This is a genomic window from Zooshikella harenae, from assembly GCF_018837975.1.
GTDB lineage: Bacteria > Pseudomonadota > Gammaproteobacteria > Pseudomonadales > Zooshikellaceae > Zooshikella > Zooshikella harenae.
The window spans coordinates 18,899-45,852 of the sequence record NZ_JAGSOY010000005.1 but is presented as its reverse complement, the minus strand read 5'-3'; the positions used below and the strand labels follow the sequence as shown (position 1 = coordinate 45,852).

Here is a 26,954-nt window from a genome sequence, read left to right as displayed (position 1 = left end):
ATAAACTGGTAGAAAGGATTGTTACTTTTATCATTAGCCCTAACAAGGTAACCATCACTATGGACAACCTGATTCAAGCAAAACCCGATTTGTCTCTACCCATCAACTATGTCCTCGACACTAATGTTTTAATTCATGACCCCAATGCGTTACTCAACTTTGATGAACATCGCGTAATAATCCCTATGACTGTTCTGGAGGAACTGGATAAATTAAAAACGGGTAAACACACTATTGCAGCTGACTGTCGTCAGGCTATTCGCGCTATTGATACCATTCTGGGGTCAGCGTCTCCCCAAGAAATAGAGCAAGGCGTCCCTATTCGACGAGGGGATAGAAGCCCACCGAATGGTTCACTTACTATTCTTATGCCACAACACGCAAACAACGTTTCATACCTCCCCAACCATATCAACGATAACACCATTATTAATACCCTCTGCCAAATGCAGCAACATCGCCCTGATGATCGTATTGTCTTGGTTACAAAAGACATCAATATGCGTCTGAAGGCAAGAGGGTGTGGTATTGAGTCCGAGGATTACCATAACGATCAGCTGGTATCAGATATAGCTCAATTAAGTAAAGGCTATTACGAAATTGCAGGAAATTTTTGGGATAACATCGCTCAGGTAGAAACTATTCAGTTAGAAGGTAAAACCATCCATTACCTACCCCGCGAAGGCATTCTACAAGACGTATACCCCAACATGTTTATCCTTGATGCCCAAGGCATCATTGGTCGTATTACTGAAGTCACAGAAGAGCAGGTGACCCTCTTACACTTGCATTATAATCAGCTCATTGACCAAGAAGCGTGGGGACTTAAACCACTTGATATCTATCAGGCAATGGCCCTCAACTTACTGCTTGATCCTGATGTACATCTGGTGAATCTAACGGGTGCTGCCGGCTCAGGTAAAACAATACTCGCGCTAGCTGCCGCAATTGAGATGACGGTAGTAACAAAACGCTTCCGTCGTATAATCGCAACTCGAAGCGTTCAAGGCTTAGATGAGGATATAGGCTTTTTACCCGGTACTGAAGAAGAAAAGATGGAGCCATGGTTGGGGGCCATTACAGATAACTTGGAAGCACTACACTGTGATGATGAATGCACAACAAGTAGTGTCGATTATATTATGGAAAAAGTCCCGCTCCACTTTAAATCACTTAATTATATCCGTGGTAGAAGCTTCCAACAAAGTCTAATCATTATTGATGAGTCACAGAACCTGACACCACACCAAATTAAAACCATCATTACTCGAGCAGGCAATGCCAGTAAAGTGATTTGTTTGGGCAACTTAGCGCAAATAGATACACCCTACCTGTCAGCCACCAGCTCAGGCTTAACCTATTTAACAGAACGCTTTAAAGGCTTTAAGCATGGAGGGAATATACAGTTAAAAGCCGTACCACGCTCACTCTTAGCTGAGTTTGCGGAGGCTAATTTATAATTCGTCTTCAAAAACAGCTTATTTCGTAAGTTTTGAAGTTGCATATCCCGCTCTCTTTGAGCGGGAAAATTGCTAATTCTTTTTTACTCATTTGAAGGTCTTGCACACAAGCAGATTTCCATTCTTGGCTTGCGGAACTCGCTCCGCTCAAACAGTCCTCGCCAAAATGGAAACCAGCTTGTGTAACCAAACATCATCTAAATCTCACCATCTGTCAAAAAGCAATATCTGAAAAAAACCATCCAAGGTATACCCACCCCAGATCAGTAAAATCAACCATTGTTTGATTACAACTGAAGTACTAATGGTTAGAGATAAAATATAGGTAAAATTGTAGTGATGAAAAAAAATACAACGGGTTTTTCGCTTATAGAACTTATGATTGTAGTAGCAATAATTGCTATTTTGGCGGCAATCGCTATACCCAGTTACCGGGAATATATTCAACGAGGCAATAAGTCAGAAGCAAAATCTAAATTGATGGAGCTAATGCAAGTACAGCAAAAGTATTTCACACAACATCTGCGATATGCTGAAAGGCTAAAGCCCAACGGCGCAGGCCCAGACAAATGCAATAATAGCCTTTGTTATCCAGATAACTTTTTAACAGTTGATAATAAATATAGCATTGGAATTAGAAAAAATAGGAATACTATTACTATTTTTGCTGATCCTACTGATGGAAAAAATACCTTTGGAACAGGAGATGATGAAATTTCATTAAGCAGTGATGACACAAAAAGTCCAAACTGGAATTAAAAAAAGCCCCTAAAAGGGGCTTTTTATCTTAAACATATTTTCAAAGGTTAGCTACCAGAAGGATCTGAAGACTTACCACCAGCATCAGAGTCAGAATCAGCAGAACTACTAGCGCTGTCATCAGCATCCTCAAATACTCTAGAATAGCTACCTTCAGTTTTTAACCAGTTTTTCCAATAGACCATATTCATACTTACATCGATATCTTTACATTCTTCAACAGCACCAGCTGCACCAAACAGGCAGTCCATAGGTTTCTTAATAGCCCTACGTTCTCTTTCGCTAATCTTACCATCACCATCTAAATCAACAGGCTTCCAAAATTCATTCTTTTTACCTACAACATAGTAAGTACGAAATAGCTGAGGACTTTCATAAAAACCTGCTCCAAGCTTTATAGGATCTTTAGTCGTCAACGTTTTTAAACCATAACTATACTCCAAAGATTGCCCTAAATCAGCACCACATAAAGTTTCCATAGAGTCATCATTTGAAGGAGTAAACGCTGTGAAGCGAACTTGATGATCTCTTATAGTCACTGGAGACAAAATTTTCCAACCTTGAACGAACATCTTTTTCCAGCCACCACTAGCAAAGATTGCTTTTTGAACTTCAGCCACCTCGTTCTTATTTATCTTAAGTTTATTATCTGTGTATAACGTATTATATTCCTTCTCAGCATTAGAGTATTGTTGTTCATACTTTTTGATAACTTGGGAATATGCTTCCTTCACACGATCGATTAGTCCTGCAGTTTTAAGAGCCGTAGATTCAACGTCAGTAAAATAACCTCTATCAATAAAAGCATTTGAGAATTCAGAAAAGTCAATTTCTTTTTGATTCGAGTCTAGCTTTGTACTTAGGTTGAAAAGATGTTTCCAATATTCACTTCGTATTTCTATTTCATCTTTTACGCTCATCAATTCAGAAATGCTCGATATTTTACTATTATAAGACTCTTTTTCAGAGGTATTATCTTTTAGATACTTTTCAAGCACATCTTTCTTCAATTTAACGCCGTCAGATAACTTAAGATTACTTGCAAGTTTTTCGACATCTTCATCAGGTAATAAGCCACTCAAGTCATCTTTATCAAAGTTATCTGGTAAGCTCTCAACAGCCTTGTCAACATTTTCAAAAGCTTTTTTCCCCTTAATTATTTTTGCAACCTTACCGAGTTTATCGACTATCTCACCCAGCGATAAGTCTGATAATTTTTTACCTGTAACATCTATTAGCTTTTTAATATTATCTTGATGAGCGGAAGTGATCACCGAACCCAAAACAACGTTTTGATTAATTACGCTTATTTTAGCAACTTGACTCTTAAGTGCTAACAACTTATCTTTTTTATTTTTTAAGCTGGAAATTTTTGAATTAGCACTACTTATCTTACCCTTATAATCCGTTTCAATTTCAACACGATTCTTATTTTTTATAGCAAGTTTTGAGGGAATATCCTTTTGCTCATTTTCATACTTAGCAATTAAATTTTTGCGCTCGTTAATGTACTCTTCACCCTCTTCTTTTTTTCTCCCCTCCCCCATACTTTTAATCTCTTCCCTTTTTGTAACTATCTCAGCATTCAGCTTAGGGATTTCATTATCAATGAATTTATTTCTATTATTTAAAATGGTTATCTCCGAGTCAATAAGAGCAAGGTGATCACCTTTAAGTTTTTTATATTGTTCAATTGACTTCAAGTAAGTCTTTTCGTCAATCGACATAAGCTGTCTTTTAACATCAAACCATATCGTCACATTTTTATCGAAGCGTTTTTTTGCTTGCTTAACACTTTCAACTTTTGTTTTTTCTGTACTAATTTTACTTTTAGCATCACCTAGTTTTTTTTCTAACTTATCACTTATAACTTGCTTACCGCCAAAGCTAGATATATCTTTCAAGTCACCATATTTAACTTCGTTAACTGAATCGTAGTTAATATCCTGAAATATCACAAAAAGTCCATTATTCATCGACTTGTCACGTGGGTTTGCTCTGTTGCCTGATCCGATTGCAATAGAATACTTTAGTATTTTATTAGGATCTTTTACGAATGCTATTCGTGGTACAGTAAAAAAACGTGTATGTCTATCTTTGTGACCCAAACTAGCTATTTTTTTTGCTTTTATTTTGTTAACACTACCCCCTGGTAAATGAATACGAAATATATTCCCACGTACATCAGCAGTGAATATATCATCTACAAAGTTATCACCATTTTTATCAACAACGGCAACACCTCCAGGCAAACTGTAATTCATTCCATCTACTATTAAACTTATATCCCCACCATCTGTTTCACCAGTAGCTTTTTTTATTAATTCACCTGTCTCTGCATTTACAATAAAAACAGCATTACCTTTGCTAGTTGTGCCATAATTTTCAGTGTAATTTTGATCATCATTGACAGGATCATATCCTCCTGAAAAAATTATTACTTTAATTTTCTTTCCAGCATCACTTTTAATATATGTTACAATTGGTTTAGACCATGTTTGCGCCAATTCAGAAAAATCATTTTTATATGTCAATAAACTATCAACTTCAGTATCTTTTCCTTTAAAAACGTAACCTTCATCTTTTTTTTCTATCTCTCTTCCATAACGCTCTTTTACCCCTAAAGCACTTCCTCTGATAACCCATCTAAATTTTGGATGATCAATATCAGTAACATCAAGTGAGTAATAGGAAGTCCCTCCTCTTCGCATACCAACATATAAATTGGCATACTTAATTGTTTTCACATAGTCTCTATTACTAACATCAGTACCTTTATCGCAATCCTTATCAGTACCTTTTTCTTTACACTTTAATTCGTAGTCATAATCAGCGGTGATCGGGCCATCAAAGCCATATAGTTTTTCACCTGGGTTATTTTCTACATAACCACGAATATTTCGATAAAATTCTTCAGGAATAAATGAGAATTTTTGCGTACCCGTTTGCACATCAAATGCGTGCACATAGCCATCATTACTACCTGCAAATAAATATGCATCACCCTCTTTTTTATTACCTTTCAAAGATGGAGTATCACTGTATGATGATCTATACGTTATTACTGTTGGGGTACTATGGATAATATCTCCTAACCAATTAGAACTATTACCACTTTCATCTTTACCCACTAAAAATCTTTTAATTTTATTACATTTTTCCCCTTCAATAACATCAAACAGAGTACATTCGATAGTATCTATATCAATAGCTGTTAAGTTTTTTTCTACAGAACTCTCATCATAGGTAAGAAAACTCCATTCTTTATTTTTGTTATTTTTCATTGCACTTCTTATGCCACCAGCATTTACTTTTCCTCCATCATAATTATCATCGATGGGATTCCATAAATCTAAAGTTTCAGCTTTTACAGTATTAGTAGCATCAAGAATATTTTTATTTTTTTTATCTTCAAGGAAAAGCTTAACCTTGTACTTCCTCTCTTTCATCTCTTTAAATGTTGTTAGTTCACTATCAGGAATAACATTACCACTATCATCTACAAACCGAGAAGCTAACTGATATTTTTTTATATTACCTTCCCATCGACCGCTCGTAGAAGGCTTAAACATTGCGTAAAATGTATAATTCTCATGGCTAGCTTTTGAAAACTGATTTACAGTAATTGATGAAGAAGAGACTGTAGAGGTATTTTCATTTGTCGCTTCAACAGCTTTTGTAAAAGCAACCTCTATTTCTTCTTCATTAGTTACAGAAGTATATATCCCTTTTGAGTTTTCAGCCGTACTCTTCAATAGTTTTATTGCCTTGTCAGCGCGATATTTAGGTAAACTGTCTAGGTCAAAGCCAACAGTGTATACTTTAATAATCTGATCACCATCAAAGTACGGATTACTGTCATTATGGCCCAAAAACCAAGCAAGCTCATCCAAACAGTTATAACCATCTTTACATGGATTATCCAAGCTATCAGGTAAAGTTTTTCCAGAAATTAAAGAATCAATAGAGTTATCTGCCCGCTGTGACTCACTTGGTTCACCATCAGTAAATAGAATGATACTATCTGTTACTCCACAAGCAGGCGCTTCATCTTTTGAAATAGGCGACTTATATTCTCCACTTGCATCAAGAAAACTTCTTCTTACTTCATAATTTTCATCATCTTTGTCTAGATAATTTTCAAACCTTGGTTCTTCACCATAAAAGTATAAGTAGGCTTCATACAATGTTTCCGAAAGAGGAGTGCTGCCATCTGCATTTAAGCTATTAACTCCCTTAATTAAATCTCTTCGATGACTGTCTGTTAACTTTCTCACTGGAACAACGAGTTTTCCATTATTAAAATTCATTAAACCAATATTAATTTCACCATTTTTTTGTTTATTTATAAGATTCTTTGTAGCTCTTTTTAATTGAGGCATAAAATAACCTTTCATACTCCCTGAGTCATCCAGCACAAAAAGAATATTTGACTTTCTTTCACCAGATATCTTTATTGGCTTGTATAGCTCTAAGTCGTCAGAGTATGAAGTAAACGAAACACTCAAAGCAAGCAAGCTAGCTCCAAATAACGCAATTTTATTTTTCATTTTTTGAGAAACCACTAATTAGTCTAGTCTTTTTATTACAAATCCTGCTTGTTGCTCTTCCTCGCCATAAATATCAACTTTATCAGGATTAGTGTTGCTAGCGAGGAATCCGCTTACCCTTAAACTAAACATATGATACGAGTCAGAAGAGCCATCTCCAACATTGATCTGATTACCTGTATTTAAAGCAGGCACTTTCTTTTCATAACGCAAATAATTTTGAAAGCAGTTTATATGACCGCCACCTGAATCTTCACAAAGACTTTCATCAAGTACCACACCTTTTATTTTAACAAAATTTATTCCATCTACTTGCTTTACATCAAAACTTGGAATAAATTTTTTAACCCTTTGCATTGTTATATCATCATCTGCTAGCCAATACTTTTGCTCATAAACTTCCGATAGAGTATTTTGCTCCGTGATTGTTTTATAGTAATTATAAGCTGTTGCTTTTTCAGAAGTCTGAGAAAAGTAAAACGCAGACATTCCAGCTGCACTTAGCAAAAACATAATAATTAAGGCAACTACTAACAATGCACCTTCTTGTTTCGCTAGAGAATATTTCAGCATTATAGTCGCTTAGCTCCATAATTTATTGCTTGAACTGTAGTAATATAAACTTTATTTACTTTATTATTATACCTATCAGGAATATTAAATTTATCACTATCATCAGCTAAGCGATTGCCAAATACATTAACGCTAGCTGATGGGTTTAATCCTCTATCTGATGAGGTAACCACTACACCAATTTTTACGCCGTTTATCTTTTCCCAACGTGTATCAACAGCCATACCAGCTGGACTATCCTTATTAATGGTGTTAATTAATCCAGTATTAACGCCATCTTCATAGTAATATGCCAGCTTTAATCCTATTATATTTTTGACCAGTTCTACTGTATTACCTCTAGCTACGTATCCATTTATACTTTGGTCATAATAATATGCCTTACACTTGAGGACATCTTCATCACTATCTATAAAAAAAGACACCGCTATTCTAATTGGATCAGTGTTTCTGAATTCTTGAGCACAACTAAATTGTTCTTCATTTTGATAAATGTAACTTACCGTCAAGCTATCATTTGCGTCTTGATTTAGTGTATTACAATGATTAGGATTTAAATCTTTGTCCTCACAGTCAGCTTGATTATGAGGAAATCCTGGTAATTGTGATAGTTCAATAGGAACATTATTATCATCAAATGGAACATAATGCGCATTACGAATTGCTTGACGAATATAGCTTAATCCAAGTCGGCCAGCCTCTTCATGTTGCATTTGGCCTTCTGCACTCATTAAAGTCTGCTTCCCTAAACTAAATATTTTAGTTATTCCCATTAATAGCATGACACTGAGTGCTAATGCTATCATCAACTCAATTAATGTAACTCCTCGTTGAAATTTCATTATTAATTCCATCATTCTTTGTTATTTAAAAGAAGTCTAACATTTTGTTGATTTACATTATTTTTACAAGAAGTACAATTCCACGTTATTTGCATATATTCTTCACGACCTATTGCCCTTACATTTTGGCCTGCTAATTTATTCACTAAGTCGTGTTCACTTTCTACTTGACTTTTAATTACATCTTTATCTGAACTAATTCCTATTCTATACCGTTCAACAAAGTCATTTGCTGCCCACACTGCTGTAGTACGTTGAGATGCATCGAAAGTACTTTGCATAGATTTAGTCAGTAGTGCGGCCAATCCCAATAATGCAACACTGGTAATTACAATAGTAACTAATACCTCAATCATGCTCATACCAGCTTGATTCTTAATTTTCGTTTTCATCATCATCCTTAATTAATTTTTAATTATTTGACCAGAACGATTAATTGAAATAGTCCTTGTAGCAATACCTGAATGCGTTGAATTGATATTAATTTCAACATTATTCAGACTGGAGGGAGTTAAAAATCCATCTTTATTAAAACCAAATCCCCTGCTTGGTGTCACCTGATAGGTTAATTCATTTGGTAGCTCAACTGTTTTTCTACTACCATTATTAACAATATTTATTTCCTTGTTTCTTATTATAATTATATACTCCCTGCGTCTTGTCATTGCTTCTGTTTTAAGCTCTTTTAGTGCGCTTAATATCCTATTGGTGCCTTCTGCAGCCTTTTCACGGCGCATCATGTCCACCATCGATGGCATTCCAATAGCCGCCAAAATTCCTAATATGGCTACTGTCACCATCAACTCTATTAACGTAAACCCTTTAATTTTGCTCATTATTTAACCACTGCAGTACAATAACTGATGATGCTTTATACAACAGGTTTTGGCTACGTGTGACGAATTCGTGACAGGTGGGAGGTTTGTATTGATAAAACGGGATACGACACTTCAATTGTAAGAATAAACAGTGCTAATCAATCTACAACGCTATAAAGATTAAATTCTGTAGGTCGAAATGGAGAGAACAAAGGCTGGGTAATGCTCGTCGAACTGTTTGCCGCAAGGAAGCGGCAACCAAGCCTCCAGGGAAGGATTAACGGCGTGTTCGAGAGGCGTTATGCAGACTTTCGACAAAGGTACTTCAGAAATTGTTTTAATAAAGGTAAAGTTATAGCACTATCTCAGCAGCCAAGCGTCCAGCGATAAATTCACAGCATATTCTCTATAAACTGTCAGGCTCTAGTCTGTAGCAATTTGCACTTCGTAGGATGTATACTTTAAAAATTATTAACAAAGGACAAGCTGTCTATTTTTTTAGATAAACTGTTGTTGTCGTTTGTTCTTCCTTTGGAAGAATTTTCCCTACAATCGCTGCTTGTGGATAGTCTATTTGCAGCCCATTAAGGCAGTCATAAGCAACATCCTCACTAACAGCAACCAATAACCCACCAGACGTTTGTGGGTCAAATAATAAAGGATAGTGAGCCTCTTTCAGCCATTGATTTGCTTTATGTAAATAATGACGGCTATTTTCATTCGCAGCTTGGAGAGTGCTTTGCCAGCCATGACGAAATAAGTCTGTTGCCCCCTCTAAGACAGGTAACTGCCCCAGATCCAACTCAGCACTTAACTGCTCAGGTTTCAGCATTTCTAACAAATGTCCTAGCAACCCAAAGCCAGTAATATCAGTTACAGCGTGAGGTTGGAATTTTTTAACTATAGGCACAGCTGCTCGATTACTGAGGAGCATCATTGCTAACATTTCTTCAACCCAGTTACCCTTGGCTTGAGCTGCTTTGTTAGCAGCAAGTATCACTCCAGTGCTGAGGGGTTTGGTAAGGATTAATACATCACCTGGCTTGGCTCCTGTTTTTTGCCATAATTTACCCAGCCCTCGTCGTCCATTGGCCGTGATCGCTACACTTAATTCTGCACCTTCTGCTGTATGTCCTCCAACCAAAGCGCACTCGGCTTCATCTAATTCATACTGAATGCCCTGCATGAGTAATAGCAGCTCTCGCTTTAAACAGTTCTGTTGTTGATAGGGTAAGGTGATCGCTACCTGTACACTATGGGGCTTGCCTCCCATCGCATAAATATCACTTAATGCATGTACTATAGCTATTCGCCCAAACAACCAGGGATCATCAATAAAAGCTCTTAATTGATCAACCGTCTGCAGTAAAAATTTCGCTTCTCGCCAAGGAATTACTGCCGCATCTTCTGCTTGATAATTAACGCCTATTGTTTCTAGCGTTTCTGCAAGTATATCCTGACTAATTTTGGCACCACAGCCATCGCAACGCATCACAGGACTAGAATTTTTAAAACGATAGAACTTGGTCAGACTTGACATTTCAGCAAGAGACAGTTGCTGAAACGCTTCTATAAACTGACGATCCAGGAAGTCTTTCCAACGCCACACCCAAGGACCATGAAAGGAAAATGGTACTCGTTCACCAATAGCGTCTTTCTCTCCACACGCTAGCAGGCTTAAGAAATGCTTTTGAGGTTTAAATAACTTTAATGATCTATTCGCTAAAAGTGCACAAATATTATGAAACAGTATTGGTGCCATGCGTACTGCATATACGCCCGCTTTTGGATTTGCCTCGGGTGTTAAGTGTGCAATATCTCCTGCTGCAAAAATGTTATCAAACTTCAACGCCTGCAATGTATTTTTCACAAGGACAAAGCCTTGTTCTGATATGTCAAGTAACGTGTTTTTTAGCCAGTCAGCACCTTGACCATGAGTACACCAAAAAATTTTGTCCAGAAGCACTTCTTCATTATTTTGATTATAAATCCCATGGCTACATACATTACTCACCTTGAAGTTTTCATGGATGTTGACATGAGCCTGAAATAATTTATGCCTCACATGCTGCCTGGTTTTAGGCAAATAGTCAGGCAAAATATGCGCGCTTGCAGTAAAAAGATGAATAGTATAGTGAGCATTTACAGACTTCAAACTGTACGAAATAGCTAAAGCCAGTTCTATACTCCCAGCACCTCCTCCAACAATACCGATAGTGTAGTGTGATTGCTTATCTTCTGTAACTCGCTGCTTTAAAGACTGCCATTGAGCAAAAAAATCACTTATAGGCTTTACAGGTATAGTATGCTCAGTTGCTCCAGGAATGCTCAAGTCAGGTGTTAAGCCGATATCTAACGAGAGAACATCATAATTAAGCTGAGGATAATTTTTTAAAGATAAATGTTGAGTATCAGGTTCTATGTCTACCACTCGATCCTGAATAAAGCGCACACCTGCCCACTGGCACAACCTCCGCAAATCTATATGCGTTTGCTCAAAGGTATAGTGTTCAGCAATAAGGCCAGGAAGCATGCCTGAATATGGGGTATAGACCTGTGGTGAGATTAAGGTCAAACGGGTATCAGGTAGAGGTTTCATTTTCCAGCGTCGGATAAACAACACATGACTGTGTCCCCCACCCACTAATACAATGTCTTTTGCATAAACTGTTTGAGGTGTATTCAAACTAATAACAATTCCTTTCCTTAACAAGTCAAAGTCTTTGATTCTTTTTGCACTTTTTCTACCACCCAATCACTCACCTCTTGAGCATTACCTTTGAACAAGGGCTGTGTTTTATATTTTTGCTGATGGTAATAATACATAGGATCATAATACTCAATTAGCATCATTTTTATGACACAACGAAGTAAAGATCCATCATTCATACTTCGATACTTTGCCATACCTTCTTGCACCATTTGAGTTAACGTTGAATAACGTTCTCCAGCCAAGCGACGTTTTATTTTAGTCAAAGCAGACATTAAGTGTTGTGCAACTAATTCAAGTGGATAAGGGCTGTTTTCAATATAATCCTGAAAAGCATTTTCGATACGCTCTTCAATCGATGCTGTTAACTCAATATAAGATGATTGCCACATAACACGTTGCAAGGTTTTTGGTAGCGCACAACGACCTATTAAATGACTTTCATCCTCTAGTAATATAGGACAACGATACTTTTCTTTAAGTTGCATCAGCTTGACTGCCAATGCATTTTCAAAGCTAGCCTGTGATGGTTGCTCTACATTCAAAGTACCAAAGGCTGAACCTCTGTGTTTTGCTATTCCCTCTAAATCCAGATGAGCAGAAAATTGTCGCAAAAATAATGTTTTACCCACACAGCTCAAACCTGAGAGAATAATAAAAGATGGATAATTGTCTTCTCTTTCCAGGTACGTTAATAGATAGCTCCTAAGTGTTTTATAACCACCGACAACTCGAGGATAATCAATACCAGACTCCACTAGCCACTGTTGAGTGATTGTTGAGCGTAATCCTCCCCGTGCACAATACAAAGCACCATGTGGATTTTGCCGAATAAACTGCAACCAACTATTTATCCTTGTTTGTTTAATCTCAGGCGTTGCAAGCTGAAAACCTAAGGTAATGGCTGCATTTTGACCTTTCTCTTTATAACAAGTACCTACCAACTTTCGCTGCTCATTATTCAGCAAGGGAAGATTGACTGAAGAGGGAAAGCTTCCTTTTCGAAATTCAATTGGAGCACGCACATCAAGTAAGGGAGTATCGTTTAATAACAGTGTTCGCCACTGTGCTTCATCCAGTAAAAACAAAATAGCCACTCCATGCTAATGAAGTGGCTATTGTATTGGTTAGGGTTTAAATTGTCTTCTTTCTTACTACAAGGTATTAAGGGCCAGTTGTGCCTGTGCCTGTGCCTGTGCCTGTGCCTGTGCCTGTGCCTGTGCCTGTGCCTGTGCCTGTGCCTGTGCCTGTGCCTGTGCCTGTGCCTTCCAGGTTTTCACGCCAGAACACTTTCTGTAAAGGGTTTTCACTGGGTGGTTTTAAACACTCACCAATTCCTCCACAAACACGCTTAACAATCACACTTGAAGAGCTACCACTTGTAGTACCAGGCTGTTGGAGTACTGCAGGCCGACCAGGGATTCCAGTAGTTGAAAGTTCCATATATCTATTTTTAGTTTTCGTTTTATCTCCAAATAATCCTGCAGGTGGTGTCGCATCATTTATATTCATTGCATACATTCGTGCTTTTCCTTTTGAAGGAGAGCATGCAGAAGTCGCTTTTTCTACATTCGGTTGATAAGTTGTAAAAAAGATAATACCTGAAGTTATTGAAGCTTTTGCAAGGATTTTTTCCCCTTTAATATCTTTAGTATCATTTAAGTCATGAATATCTATATACCATCCATATTTATTATTTATTAACTCATTATACGCTTTTACAGTATCCTTTTCCTCATCTGTATATTTATCTGCAGCTTTACCCGATTTAATTAGCCCATCGTATTCGAAGCCAATATTATTTGTTGCATTGTACAAGTTTGAGTCTTTTATAACATCACTATCAACATAAGTATAATCAGTTGAGCTTGTTGTACCTGATGTACTAACTGGTGCAGAATAAACATTATAGTCCTTAAGCAAATAAAACCTATCTTGAATGGTTTCATTAAGTGGATTAGTTCGAACTCCAGAACCAACAGCAATAGCCAAATACTCTGCTGTACCACGCTCGCGCATTAAAGCCACACTAGGAGCATTAAAAAAGTGCCGAGAAGTTGCAACCTTACTATCTGACAACTTTGCTATTACACCTCCTGTAGCAAAATCAGATGCTTTTGATGTTTTAGAATGGCTTGCATCTATATCAAAACGCCATAGCTGACCTGCAATATCAACTGTAAAAATACGGTCAGCATACGTATCACCATCAATATCAAACACCGTCAAATCTGCAGGAATACTGTAAGTCATATCATCAACTTTTAGGCCTGTATCATCTTTAACAGTACTAGATGTCCACCATAAGCGGTCTCCCGTTTTAGCATCAACCATGTAAATAGCCCGACCCATGGTACTTTTCGATTTAACAGTTCCATCTTTTTCAACAGTTCCTAATGTATGGGTTGATTCACCCGATACATCGTGCACCTCATCATACCCCCCAGCAAAAAATAAAACGTCTTTTACTTCACCTTTCCACTTTACTTTTGTTAGAACTGGCTTAGACCATGATTGACCTAACTCTATAAAACTGCCCTCACCACCACTGATAACCCACTTCAGAATGGGAGCATCTCTACTTGTTACATCCAGTGCATAATATTTTCTTCCACCACGTCGTTCTCCAATGAACAAATAGGCAAAATCAGTTGTACCTTTAGTCGTATCAGATTCTGCTGCAGAACCATTTGCGGATGTAACTATTTTTCCATTACCATTTGCGTCATTAACCCATGATGTAATAGGACCATCCAGTCCGTAAACTCTCCCTGCATTGCTATTTTTATATTCTAAAATATTTTTAAGGTGGTCTTTTGGAATAAAAGCAAATTTTTCCACGCCTGTTTGAGTATCAACGGCATGTAAAAAACCCTCATTGGTTCCAAAGAAAACGGTTGCATCTATTGTTTTTGGTGTTGCTGTATCATCAGTATAATATGTGATTACCGTTGGAGTTGTATGTAATGGATCACCAATTCTCTTATTATTATTCAAGTGATCTATTATTTCATTTACTTTATCAACTGAGTCAACACTTGCAGAAAACTTGTTAACAAAATCACTCGCATTAGTTTTATTTAAAGTGTTAGTTTTAGTTGTATCATTAAAGTGAGTGCCTGTTACATCAGTTAATATAGTACGGTCATCAGGTAACTTGCTAGCCATGCCTCCTTTTGTTACATCATTTCCATCTACAATATCTGACCAAAAACTTCGGGCTGTTTTTTTTATAACACCATCAGAAAGGATTGAGTTTGTGTCTTTAACAGTCGACTCATCTCCTTTAAATATTTGGTCTGTTAAAACTCCCCCTATCAACTTATACTTTTTTAAATTACCTTTCCAATTAGCATCTTTACTTGGTTTGAACATAACATAATACTGTTCGTTATTATGTTGAAGAGGATTAAAGTAATCCAAAGATACAGAAGGTGTAACAAAGGTTGATGTCTCTTCTGCTATTGTTTTAATTGCTTTTGAAAACGCCTTAGCAAGCGCCTCAGGGTTATCTGCTGACGTATATGTTCCACTTGAATACTTTGCAGCACTTTTTAATAATTCAATGGCTGTAGTATCTTTTAAAGTAAAACCAATAGTGTGCACACTAAATGTTTGTTTATCTTCTAGTGTGGTGTCATAATCATAAAATCCCAAAAACCATGCCATTTCATCTAAGCAGTTGGACGAAATACATTTCTTATTCAGTTTATTAAAACCTGTTTTATTATAGTCTTTTAGCTTGTAGTCCTTAATTAAGTTTTCTATCTCGACTGGTGACTCATTAGGAGAAGGCTGTCCATCTGTTAACAATATCATACTATCTTTTGCACCACATGCAGTTGATTCTCCCTTTGGTATAGGTGACTTATAATTGCCTGAAGCATCTAAAAACTCAGTTTTTTCGGCATCACTCACCTTAGAGTATTTACCAAATTTGGGTGTTAAACCATAGTAGTAAAGATAAGCCTCATACAGTGACTTTGATAAAGGTGTCCCTCCACCGGGTGTCAGTTTATCCATTTCTTTCAACAGTTTTGTTCGATGATCCTTCGTTAGTAGCTTAACCGGTGTTAGTAGTTTTCTATCGCCATTAAATGTCATCAAACCGACATTCATTGAGTTTAATCTTTCATCATTGTTAAGTAATGTTTTGGCTGCTTGGCGTAGTTGATACATCCTCTTATTTTTTTCAATTGAAGTTTTACGGCCATTTTTATCCCAATCCATACTCCCTGAATTATCAAAAACAAATAAAATATTTGATTTTCTATCTGTAGAGCCTGCTTCAGGAGTGGCTGTAAAAATTTCAGTATCATCGGCTACTGCTAATAACGATAAAAAAAGCAAGGGAGCACATAATAACTTCTTCATTGTTAAAATCCTTTATGACTACTATCCACCAGTTCGAATTTCGTACTGGACACCCAGAGTTTGATTAGTTTGCACATTTGCATTGGTGACGACGATATCTGTATCAAGGTGATAACGGTAAGCCTTTGTTTCAGGTAAGTCTTCGCCATCAGGAATACTTGCATCAGACATATAGGTTAATTGTGTAGTAACAGTAGATCCAGTATCACTCACAATTTCAGTTTGGTCTTGAGCCTCACCTTTATGTTTAATTGCTTTTACTAGCTCATCGGTATCACTTCGCATATCAACGAATTGTGAATTTAATTCAGAAATACCAAGTTGGTAGACCTTAAGCTTATTTTGAGAGTTAGAGGCCATTCTTTCTTCCAAAACAGTTGTTCTTGAAGCAGAAAATCCAATAACAGTTAACACTATTAATATAATCAGACTAACAATTAATGCTGATCCTTTTTGCTTTTCCATCATATTTCATATCTCCTATATGTAGTCTGATGATGAGTTATTTATAACTATCGTGGTTGTATAAATATATCGATTCACATTATCCGTGATATCAATCTTTCCACTATCTAAAACGGTATAGCTTCTGGTTTTTCTTTCTACAGATCCTGACGGAGAACCAGCACTAACTAATAAGCCTACACGTACTGCTCTTACTTTGGTCCAATCATCAACATCGTCTTTATTTACATATTTTTGTATAGCATCACCTGATGTATTAGTTACACCATAAAGAATTTGCATTCTTTCTATACCATCAACAAGTGGCTGTTGAGCACCGACCCATGAATTATCTGTTCTATTCCAACCGCGACAATATAAACTCGCAATGCCGTCTTCCTCGTCAATATAATAGAGATTAATAATTACATCATCTTCATCAATACCACTTGTGTTTCCAATACAGTCTGTATCATTTATTGGATCAAACATTATTGCTAGTATGTCAGAGTTATTTGCATCAACAGCATTGGTTGAACAATTATTATCATCACTATTAGGACAATCAGCTGATGCCACCGCAAAAAAAGGCAAAATTTCACCTTTATCAGGATCACTGTAACCCGCCATGCGAATATCACGCGCTAGAATATCAAGTGCGAATCTTGCATTTTCTTGGACACGAGCAATGTCGCCTGTTAATCGATAAGTTTGCGATGTCCCTAAAAATATTTGAATCACTCCAGCTACTAAAAAAAGCCCTAAAACTAGCGCAATCATTAATTCAATAAGCGATAGTCCTTTCTGTTTATTTAAATACATATTAAATTCTCACTTTTAAAGTAACAGTGGACTTATCTTTAACGGGTGTATCTGCATCTGCGCCAAGCCTTTCAGTGGATGACCAGCTTAGTTCAATATCAATATCTGAGCCTGCAGAACATGGTTTATCCGCACCATCCCCTGTATCTCCATCAGAGCAAGTAATCTCTGCTGATAGTTCTGGTAATGTATCAATTACAGAGGATTTCACTGCATTTCCATAGGACTGACCACACATTATCTCCCATGCATCAAACGTCGCCATTTCTTCAGTAGTACAATCTGATGCTGCATCAGCGGTAGCAAATTTATCTCCACTATCAGAATATGCACTGCATATCTTGGTTGGTTTTGTTCCGCATTTTGTAGAGTTATTCGGTGTTCTAGCTGCAAATTTGCTTGTACTACCTTCGGTAAGATAATAGCCTTTTTCTTTTCCTGCCGGATTTGCACGCATCCTTTCAGCTATCTCCTGTGCTAACCACATAGCCTGTGATCGTTGTGATGCTTGATAGGTATTTTTCATCGATACTGACTGTAATCCTGCAAGCCCAAGCAAACCAATGCCAATCACTAAAATAGTGATTAGAACTTCGATTAATGATATTCCTCTATTTTTCATTTTCATTTTACCTATCCCAAAATTCGGTAAGTCTTTCAGCTTGCATCCTCAATCTTTCAATGTAATTCTGGTTTGCCCAGATAAATTAACATTCACAACACGTTTTTTTACACCTGAACGATCATCTGTTACTGTAAATTCAGCACCCGTATTAGGTGCACTTAGCCTGCCATTTCCAGAAAATGCTATTTCCTTAATATTGGTACCAGCACCAGTATTAGTTGCATTTATAGTAACTACACCAGACACTCCTTCAAAAACACGTATTTCTTCTGCTCCTACTTTAACAACCCAGCCACCATTCCATTCTTTTTTTTCTGTAGTCCCTGAAGCTTCAATTGTTATTACCTGATTTCGACTAAGCGCAGTATTTCTCGCTAAATTAAAGCTATCTATAAGTTGATTAGTAACACTCTGTAATCGGTAGTTTTTAATCATAGAATCAAAAGAAGGGACAGCAATAGCAAGGATAATTCCCAGTACTACGATAGTTACCATCAACTCAATCAGCGTAAATCCATTATTTTTTTTGAACATATATTCTTACTTCTTTGCAGAACATCATTATTCACACAGTATAGATTGAAGCAGGAAATATGTAATAGAAAGGCTATCGACCGATAATCAATCAATTTTAGAGGATTGAATTAACAAAAAAGGAAATAGAATATATATAACAAACATTTAATAGCCAAAAAGAATATTTAAAATTCAATTTAAAATCATAGAGTTACCAGAAAAACTAGCGATAAGCGGGGCAAAAAAAATACCAAACGGTGTCACTTAAATAAATCCCCCTTAAAGACAAACGGTAATTTTTTTATCATCAATGGCCAACCTATTTAATAGTGTTTAAAGAGAACTATTTTTTTATTTAATATAAACACAAAAAATAGTATTTGTGTGAAGTAAAACAACAATTACAAACCGATAAAACTTAACTAACAGTAAATAAGTTATTTTCTTGAGATCATTGAGCAAAAGCTATGGCTTTCACTCTTATTATGGCGGGACAAAAAAATGATCGGTAAAGAACTAGAACTGAAGGGCAAGGTAAATAGACCCTGTAAATATTTACAGGGTCTTAACAATGGAAAATAATTAATCGTCAACCATTTTTACTCTAAGCTCTCTAGGCATTGAAAATACAACATTTTCCTCTCTGCCTTGTAGCTCATTGGGATTTCCTTTTGCACCAAGTGCCTGCAACCGTTCAATAACATTTTTTACAAGCACTTCAGGTGCAGATGCGCCTGCCGTAATACCCACTGTTGACTTATCTTTCAACCAATGTTCACTAATTTCATCAGCCGTATCGATAAGATACGCTTGAGCGCCCATACGTTCAGCCAGCTCTCTCAACCGATTAGAGTTAGAGCTATTGGGTGAACCTACCACTAGCACTAAATCGCAGTCACTCGCGAGTGTTTTAACTGCATCTTGGCGGTTTTGCGTGGCATAACAAATATCATCTTTACGGGGACCTTTAATTAATGGAAACCTCTCTCGTAATGCATCAATGACTTTTGCCGTATCATCCATTGAAAGCGTGGTTTGAGTTACATACGCGAGCTTTTCGGGGTCATCGATTTGTAATTTCTTAACATCTCTTTCATTTTCAACTAAGTAAATACGACCACCGAAACTGTGGTCAAACTGACCCATTGTCCCCTCAACTTCAGGATGTCCATTATGACCAATCAAAATGCATTCGTAAGCATCCTGGCTATAACGAACCACTTCCATATGAACTTTGGTGACTAGTGGGCAGGTTGCGTCAAAAACTTTTAATCCTCTTTCTTTTGCCTGTTGCTGAACAGCTTTTGACACTCCATGAGCACTAAAGATAACAATCATACCATTAGGTACTTCATCCAGTTCATCAACAAATACTGCACCTCGTGCCCGCAAATCATCCACTACAAATTTGTTATGAACAACTTCATGACGCACGTAGATAGGTGGCTCAAACAGTTCTAAGGCTCTGTTGACTATAGCAATAGCCCGATCAACGCCTGCACAAAAACCACGAGGATTTGCTAATTTCACTGAAAAAGTCATCGCTAGTCACTCATCTGATCTGGTTGGCGCACAGAAATAATCTGCACATCGAAAGTAAGCGTTTTACCTGCTAGCGGATGATTAAAATCAACCCATACCCACTGTTCATCAAACGACTTAATTATTCCAGGTAATTCTGCTTTGTTAGCATCAGCAAATGACACCATAAAGCCCTCAGTTAACTCTATGTCTTGTGCAAACTGCTCGCGCTTTACTTTTTGGACATTATTAGGATTAGGCATGCCAAAACCTTGCTCAGGTTTTATCAAAAACGCTTGTCTGACACCCTCAGGTAATCCTATTAATACCTGCTCAAAACCAGGCAGTAAGCTACCATCTCCCATCGTAAACTTCGCTGGCTGCTTTTCAAATGTGGAATCCACTACCGAGCCATCATCCAGCTTAAGGGCAAAGTGAAGTTCAACAATACTCTGAGCACTGATCCGATTTACGATACTATCTTTAGCCGTAACCTCTTCACTCATTTCACGACTCGACGTTGGCATCTACACATTTCCTTAAGTTAGCGAGAGGGTTTACGTAATAAATCAATAATCAACATAAATGCACCAATAGTAATGGCACTATCCGCAATATTAAACGCAGGAAACATATGGTTTTCCCAATGCACCAGGAGAAAGTCTACTACGTGACCAAGTACTAGACGATCATAAAGATTACCCAGTGCACCTCCGAGTAACAGAGCAAAAGCTGCAGCCTGCCAACGATCATTTTTGGGTAGCTGTTTTAGCCAAAAAATTAATAATGCACTCACCCCACAAGCTATCAAGCTAAAAAACCAGCGTTGCCAGCCTGAAGCCTCGCTCAAAAAACTAAACGCAGCCCCTGTGTTATAGGCCAAGGTAAACCCAAAAACGGGTAACACAGGAATAAACTCATGCATTTCAAGCTGACTCTGTACAAACACTTTTGACGCTTGGTCCAAAATAATGACCAATACGGATAACCACAACCAGTGCAGCATACCTTTTTCTGCTTGTTCTGCTTTATCTGGATTCAATGCTTGCTCCATTCGCTAAGTCCCAATAGTGCTTAAGTAAAAAAGGGGCTCTCCCTCAGGAGAAAGCCCCATTTTATGCTGAAACAACTTATACAAAAAACCACGTCTCAATGCTGAGATCAACAATACTGGCGATGTTCACCACTACCTGTGACGTTGTCTACACATCGACCACAAAGCTCAGGATGTTCATGATGCTGACCCACATCTTCTCGCTGATGCCAGCAACGCACACACTTATTATGAGCTGAGGGTTTAACATTAACAGACAAGCCATCAAACTCAGTGGCAACAGCATCGGCAGGTGCATGACCGATATCCAACAGTGTCGCAGCAGAAGTAATCAGTGCAAAACGAAGCTCATCACCCAGTTTACTCAACTCAGCCTTAAGATCGGGCGAACAATACAGCTCAACCTCAGCCGCTAAACTACCGCCAATTTTGCCTTCTACCCGAGCATTTTCCAGTGCTTTATTAACAACTTGTTTCACATTTTGGATCGTGCGCCAAAAGGCCGCCCCCATTGCACTACTTTTTGGAAGAGGTTGAAGCCCTTCGTACCAAGTTGAAAGCAATACTGAATCAGCATGTTCTCCTGGCAAAGCTTCCCAGATTTCCTCGGCAGTAAAGCTGAGGATTGGAGCAACCCATCGTACAAAGGCTTCTGCAATATGATACATCGCCGTTTGGCAACTGCGCCGGGGCAGACTGTCATCTTGTGTGGTGTATTGGCGATCTTTAATCACATCCAGATAAAAGCTACCTAAATCCAGGCTACAGAAATGGTGAATCGCCTGATAAACCGCAATAAACTGATAGTTATCATAGGCCGCTTTCACTTCTTGCTGAAGCTGCCAGGCACGATCAACGGCCCAGCGGTCTAGCGCCAACAACTCATCAACGGGTAGTAAATCTTTAGCCGGATCAAAACCATTTAGGTTAGAAAGTAAAAAGCGTGCCGTATTACGAATACGACGATAGGCATCGGCTGTACGCTTTAAGATTTCATCAGAAACCGTCATTTCACCACTGTAATCAGTAGCTGCCACCCATAATCGCAGAATATCGGCACCTAACGTATTCATCACCTGTTGAGGTGCAACCACATTACCCAATGACTTGGACATCTTGCGACCATGCGCATCAACGGTAAAACCATGGGTTAATACTGCACGGTAAGGTGGCTCATTTCGGGTAGCAATAGCCGTTTTCAGTGATGATTGAAACCAACCACGATGTTGATCAGACCCTTCTAGATAAAGATCAGCAGGAAAACGTAGTTCATCTCTGTGCTCTAAAACAGCAGCATGCGTAACACCAGAATCAAACCAAACATCCAACGTATCGGTCACTTTGGTGTATTGGCCTGCTTCATCGCCTAACAATTCTTTGGAATCCAGATCAAACCAGGCATCCATACCCTGCTGTTCAACTTTAAGGGCAACTTGCTCAATTAATGCTTCTGTATTGGGATGCAATTCCTGCGTTTCTTTATGAACGAACAAAGTAATCGGTACGCCCCAGGTCCGCTGCCGTGAAATACACCAGTCAGGACTGCTTTCCAGCATCACTTCCATTCGACTTTGTCCCCAGGCAGGTGTCCATTTCACCTGTTTTACCGCAGCTTTGGCCTTATCTAACAAACCATTTTTATGCATACTGATAAACCACTGAGGTGTCGTACGATAAATCAATGGTGTTTTAGTCCGCCAGCAATGTGGATAACTGTGCTGTAACTTACTTTGACGCAGTAATGCTCCACAAGTCTCAAGTTCAGCAACAATTTTTTCATCCACTTTATAAACATGCTCACCTGCAAACTGCTCAGCCTTATCACTAAATACACCATGGTCATCCACCAGTTTAAGTGTACCCAAGCCATAACGCTGACCAACTACAAAGTCATCAGGGCCATGATCTGGCGCGGTGTGGACTGAACCTGTACCACTATCAGTGGTGACATGATCAGCCATCATCAGCATAGAAACACGATCATAAAAAGGATGCTTAATGCGTAGCTTATCCAGAGCATTCCCTTCTGCAGTACCAATTACCTGGTAATCACTGACTTCATAACGAGTCATCACTGATTCAACCATTGGCTCAGCCAGCATGATCACTTCCTGACCCATGCCAAAGTCTGCTTGCACCAATGCATAAGTTAGTTCAGGGTTGAGTGAAATACCTTGGTTTGAAGGGAGTGTCCATGGAGTCGTTGTCCAAATGACGACAGACATATTACCTTTTGGTGCCTGTTTAAGGTCAAAAGCGGCTAAAAATGCTTCTACATTTTCAGGAGCAAAGCGAACATCAATTGAAAAAGATGTTTTATCCTGATACTCAACCTCCGCTTCAGCCAGCGCAGAACCACCCACTACACTCCAATAAACAGGCTTCTCACCTTTATGTAAGTGACCATTTTTAACAACACGTCCTAGTGCACGAATAATATTCGCTTCAAAGGTGTAATCCATTGTTAAATAGGGATTATCCCAGTCACCAAGCACACCAAGACGTTTAAAATCTTTGCGCTGCCCCTCCACCTGTTTCATAGCATATTCACGACACTTTTGGCGGAATGCTTTGTGGTCGATCTTAGTACCAGCACGACCCACTTTACCTTCTACCTTATGCTCAATGGGTAAACCATGACAGTCCCAACCGGGTATATAAGGAGCATCATAACCAGATAGGGTTTTTGACTTAATAATAATATCTTTGAGTATCTTGTTGACTGAGTGACCAATGTGAATATCACCATTGGCATACGGAGGGCCATCATGCAAAATAAATTTATCCCGACCTTTGCTGACCTCACGAATTTTTTGATACAACCCTTCTTGGTACCAGCGCTTAAGCATCTGAGGCTCACGTTGCGCCAGATTCGCCTTCATAGGGAAGCTCGTTTTAGGTAGGTTCAGCGTCGATTTATAGTCAGTCATGATTGTTTATACCAAGTACTCAAGTTTGCTTTTACCTATTGATGATCATCGGTGGAACAATTGTTTGGCCATCACAATGTCCTTTTCGATTGCCTCGCGTAAGGCATTGATAGATGAGAACTTTTGTTCATCTCTCAGTTTGCTGACAAATTCTACCGCAAGCCGCTTACGATACAAGTCACCAGAAAAATCTAATAAATGTGTTTCTAGCATGGGCTGTTTACTGACAACTGTCGGTCGCCAACCAATATTTGCTACTCCATTTAAGGGTTGCAAACCATGCCCATGGACCTTAACAGCATACACGCCTTGAAGTGGCAATTGACAGCGCTTCAGTGCGATATTAGCGGTAGGCACACCCAGTGTTCGTCCCAGTTGCTGGCCACGAATAACACGACCTTGAATCGCATAAGGTCGTCCTAAAAGCTGTGTGGCAAGCTCGAAATCCGCTTCCTGTAATGCATGTCTAACCCAAGTACTGCTGATTCGTTTGTTCTGAAATAGCACACTACGCGTATTTGTCACGCTAACACCATGCTGTTCACCATACTCATTCAGCAGCTGAAAATCCCCTCTTCGATCACAGCCAAAACGAAAATCATCACCTACAACAAGGTACTTCACTGCCAACCCATTCAATAAAATGCGCTGAATAAACTCATCTGCAGTAAAAGCACGGAGCTGACGATTAAAGTGCAAGCACAGTACTTTATCGACATTGTATCGCTTTAAGAGATCAAGCTTTTCTGTTAGCGAGCACAGCCGAGCAGGTGCATTTTCACCATCAAAAAACTCTCTGGGCTGTGGCTCAAATAACACCACAACAGAGGGTAACCCAAGCAATTCTGCCTGTTCTTTTAACTGGCTTAAGATAGCCTGATGCCCTTGATGCACACCATCAAAGTTACCAATGGTGACAACACTGCCATACTGCTGTTTGAGGTTATGTAAACCACGGATGAGTTCCATTGCCTTACCCACTTACACTCCAGGGCCAGCCATTATATAGCAGGGCCTCTGTGCTGAACACCGGGAATTACGATGCTAGACTCTTAGAATTTTATTCAGCTGCATTTTAGTGAGCTAAATGCCGAGGCCTAAACCCGCTAATAAATAAAGCAGCAACATATGTCACTACACCTACCGATACCAACAAAGCAACCTGTAAAGCACGATCCATCCACCCCCAGCTTAACCAAAGAGATACATCTGCCATTAGCTCGTAAACCACCAATATCATCAGACTGTTGGCCAACAGCATACGCAAGCTCAACAACCGCCAGCCTGGTTGTAATTTAAATACGCCAATACGATGTAACCCCCAATACAGCATACCTGCATTTAATAAAGAGGATAGTGAGGTTGCAAGCGCTAATCCTGCATGCTTAAGCGGAATGACCAAAATGACATTTAAGATCATACTGACAAACATCGCTTTAATCGCTATACGAACAGGGGTTTTGGTGTCATGCCTTGCAAAGTACCCTGTAGCTAAAACTTTAATCAGCATAAAAGCAACCAAACCCAGCGTATAAGCACGTAGACTTTTAGCGGCATTAAAGACATCACTGTCTTGCATCGCTCCATAGTGAAATAAGGTAGCGATGAGTGGTTCTGCCAAAATAAATAAAGCCAAGGCTGAAGGAATACCGACAAGGCACACCAACTTTAAAGCCCAATCTATGGTTCGGGAAAAACTTTCTGATGATTGCTCAGCGTGTTTGCGGGATAAGCTAGGCAAAATAACTGTAGCAATGGCAATACCAAAAATACCTTGGGGAAGCTGAGTCAATCGCTCGGAGTAATACAACCAGGAAATACTACCACTCTCCAACAATGAAGCTAACACCGTATCAAACAACACACTTAACTGATAAACCGATGCGCCAAATAATGCAGGAACCATCAATTTCATAATCCGCTGAACACCCTCATGATGCCAACCCCAAAGCGGCCAAGAAAACAGCTTTAGCCGAATAAGAAAGGGTAACTGAAAGCACAGTTGAGCAATTCCCGCCAACATAACACCATAGGCTAGAGCCATAACAGGCTGATCAAACCACGGCGTCAAAAGTAAGGTAGATAAAATCAATGCAACATTAAGTAACACAGGCGTAAAGGCAGGAATGGCAAAACGGTTGAAGCTGTTTAGCACACTTCCACATAATGCAGTCAGCGAAATCAACATCAAATACGGAAATGTTATTTGCAACATATCAGCTGTCAGCGCAAGCTTCTCTGGCATTTGCCGAAAGCCAGGGGCAAAAATGGTAATAATCAAAGGGGCTGCCAAAACGCCAACGCTGGTAATGAGTAGCAAGCTCACCCCAAGCGTTCCCATGGTTCGTTTGACTAATTCCTGAACCTCGCTAAATGAGCGTTTTGTGTGATATTCAGTCAGAACAGGGACAAAGGCTTGTGAAAAAGCACCCTCTGCAAATAAACGTCGAAAAAAATTAGGGATTTTGAAAGCCACAAAAAAAGCATCTGCTGCTGCCGTAGAACCAAAATAGTTGGCAACAACATTATCTCGTGCCAACCCCAAAACTCTGGACAAAAGGGTCATCACACCAACAATGGCACTGGAACGAAGCAGGCCAAATGATTTAGAAGGTTTAGCCGGTTTTTCCTGACGTGAAGGTTCAGTTTCACTCATTACATGGTATCCAAACAGGTAATATCTATACCCACAGCGAAGGGTATAAGCTAAAAAAGGGACTTATTATAACTTTTTCTTACACAACTAAAGTGATATACCCACTTTTCTTTTACTTTTGTCCAGATCTAACACCGCAATCTGTCACGATAATAAGCACATAAAATGTTTAACTTTACGCTAGCCATTTGCATTAACCTACCCACCTGCCTATCCTGCTTAGTAAAATTGCAACGTTCCCTACCTTAAGCTACGTGATAAAAGCACGTGTTTTACTGGACAAATATTGACAATGACAGG

The 26,954-nt window shown here is 38.6% G+C and carries 20 protein-coding genes; 2 read left to right on the top strand and 18 right to left on the bottom strand.

Annotation, left to right across the window (positions count from 1 at the left end; translation table 11 throughout):
- Positions 1–59 precede the first annotated feature (59 nt).
- Complete coding sequence (locus tag KCG35_RS03695) at positions 60–1,460, top strand: PhoH family protein (protein ID WP_215818320.1); 1,401 nt, start codon at positions 60–62, stop codon at positions 1,458–1,460.
- Positions 1,461–1,799: 339 nt separating this feature from the next.
- Positions 1,800–2,219, top strand: coding sequence for a type IV pilin protein (locus tag KCG35_RS03690; RefSeq protein WP_215818409.1), 420 nt, complete (start codon positions 1,800–1,802; stop codon positions 2,217–2,219).
- Between the two features lie 47 nt (positions 2,220–2,266).
- On the opposite strand, the gene KCG35_RS03685 is transcribed toward KCG35_RS03690, so the two are convergent.
- The 18 genes from KCG35_RS03685 to murJ all read right to left on the bottom strand — a co-directional run bounded on the left by KCG35_RS03685 (position 2,267) and on the right by murJ (position 26,654).
- Positions 2,267–6,769 carry a VWA domain-containing protein gene (locus KCG35_RS03685; RefSeq protein ID WP_215818319.1) on the bottom strand — a complete coding sequence of 1,501 codons (4,503 nt, stop codon included), beginning with the start codon at positions 6,767–6,769 and terminating at the stop codon, positions 2,267–2,269.
- Positions 6,770–6,787: 18 nt separating this feature from the next.
- Positions 6,788–7,342: a hypothetical protein gene (locus KCG35_RS03680; RefSeq protein WP_215818318.1), complete on the bottom strand. Its 555-nt coding sequence runs from the start codon at positions 7,340–7,342 to the stop codon at positions 6,788–6,790.
- Positions 7,342–8,184, bottom strand: coding sequence for a prepilin-type N-terminal cleavage/methylation domain-containing protein (locus tag KCG35_RS03675; RefSeq protein ID WP_215818317.1), 843 nt, complete (start codon positions 8,182–8,184; stop codon positions 7,342–7,344). Before KCG35_RS03675 ends, KCG35_RS03680 begins: the two co-directional genes overlap by 1 nt.
- 11 nt (positions 8,185–8,195) lie before the next feature.
- Positions 8,196–8,576: a type IV pilus modification protein PilV gene (pilV, locus tag KCG35_RS03670; RefSeq protein WP_215818316.1), complete on the bottom strand. Its 381-nt coding sequence runs from the start codon at positions 8,574–8,576 to the stop codon at positions 8,196–8,198.
- A 12-nt stretch (positions 8,577–8,588) separates the two neighbouring features.
- Positions 8,589–9,020, bottom strand: coding sequence for a pilus assembly FimT family protein (locus KCG35_RS26820; protein WP_215818315.1), 432 nt, complete (start codon positions 9,018–9,020; stop codon positions 8,589–8,591).
- Positions 9,021–9,492: 472 nt separating this feature from the next.
- Entirely contained in the window at positions 9,493–11,757 is a 2,265-nt protein-coding gene (locus KCG35_RS03660) for a selenide, water dikinase SelD (protein ID WP_215818314.1), read from the bottom strand.
- Positions 11,709–12,800 (bottom strand): tRNA 2-selenouridine(34) synthase MnmH, encoded by a 1,092-nt coding sequence (gene mnmH / locus KCG35_RS03655; RefSeq protein WP_215818313.1) that lies wholly within the window; start codon positions 12,798–12,800, stop codon positions 11,709–11,711. The genes KCG35_RS03660 and mnmH overlap by 49 nt, the downstream gene beginning before the upstream one ends.
- A gap of 76 nt (positions 12,801–12,876) precedes the next feature.
- Complete coding sequence (locus KCG35_RS03650; RefSeq protein ID WP_215818312.1) at positions 12,877–16,086, bottom strand: VWA domain-containing protein; 3,210 nt, start codon at positions 16,084–16,086, stop codon at positions 12,877–12,879.
- Positions 16,087–16,107: 21 nt separating this feature from the next.
- A complete protein-coding gene (locus tag KCG35_RS03645; RefSeq protein WP_215818311.1) occupies positions 16,108–16,554 on the bottom strand; it encodes a pilus assembly PilX family protein in 447 nt (148 codons plus the stop codon).
- A 12-nt stretch (positions 16,555–16,566) separates the two neighbouring features.
- Positions 16,567–17,352, bottom strand: a complete 786-nt coding sequence (locus KCG35_RS03640; protein WP_215818310.1) for a PilW family protein — start codon at positions 17,350–17,352, stop codon at positions 16,567–16,569.
- Between the two features lies 1 nt (position 17,353).
- A complete protein-coding gene (gene pilV, locus KCG35_RS03635) occupies positions 17,354–17,980 on the bottom strand; it encodes a type IV pilus modification protein PilV (RefSeq protein WP_215818309.1) in 627 nt (208 codons plus the stop codon).
- A gap of 42 nt (positions 17,981–18,022) precedes the next feature.
- Positions 18,023–18,511 carry a GspH/FimT family pseudopilin gene (locus KCG35_RS03630; RefSeq protein ID WP_215818308.1) on the bottom strand — a complete coding sequence of 163 codons (489 nt, stop codon included), beginning with the start codon at positions 18,509–18,511 and terminating at the stop codon, positions 18,023–18,025.
- A 564-nt stretch (positions 18,512–19,075) separates the two neighbouring features.
- A complete protein-coding gene (ispH, locus tag KCG35_RS03625) occupies positions 19,076–20,035 on the bottom strand; it encodes a 4-hydroxy-3-methylbut-2-enyl diphosphate reductase (protein WP_215818307.1) in 960 nt (319 codons plus the stop codon).
- 2 nt (positions 20,036–20,037) lie between these two features.
- Positions 20,038–20,541 carry an FKBP-type peptidyl-prolyl cis-trans isomerase gene (gene fkpB / locus KCG35_RS03620; RefSeq protein ID WP_230408985.1) on the bottom strand — a complete coding sequence of 168 codons (504 nt, stop codon included), beginning with the start codon at positions 20,539–20,541 and terminating at the stop codon, positions 20,038–20,040.
- 17 nt (positions 20,542–20,558) lie between these two features.
- A complete protein-coding gene (gene lspA / locus KCG35_RS03615; protein WP_215818306.1) occupies positions 20,559–21,068 on the bottom strand; it encodes a signal peptidase II in 510 nt (169 codons plus the stop codon).
- Between the two features lie 107 nt (positions 21,069–21,175).
- Positions 21,176–23,998, bottom strand: a complete 2,823-nt coding sequence (gene ileS / locus KCG35_RS03610; RefSeq protein ID WP_215818305.1) for an isoleucine--tRNA ligase — start codon at positions 23,996–23,998, stop codon at positions 21,176–21,178.
- Positions 23,999–24,043: 45 nt separating this feature from the next.
- The gene (ribF, locus tag KCG35_RS03605; RefSeq protein WP_309227276.1) at positions 24,044–24,979 is read right to left on the bottom strand and encodes a bifunctional riboflavin kinase/FAD synthetase; all 936 of its coding nucleotides are present in this window, start codon (positions 24,977–24,979) and stop codon (positions 24,044–24,046) included.
- Positions 24,980–25,073: 94 nt separating this feature from the next.
- Positions 25,074–26,654: a murein biosynthesis integral membrane protein MurJ gene (murJ, locus tag KCG35_RS03600; RefSeq protein ID WP_215818304.1), complete on the bottom strand. Its 1,581-nt coding sequence runs from the start codon at positions 26,652–26,654 to the stop codon at positions 25,074–25,076.
- Positions 26,655–26,954 lie beyond the last annotated feature (300 nt).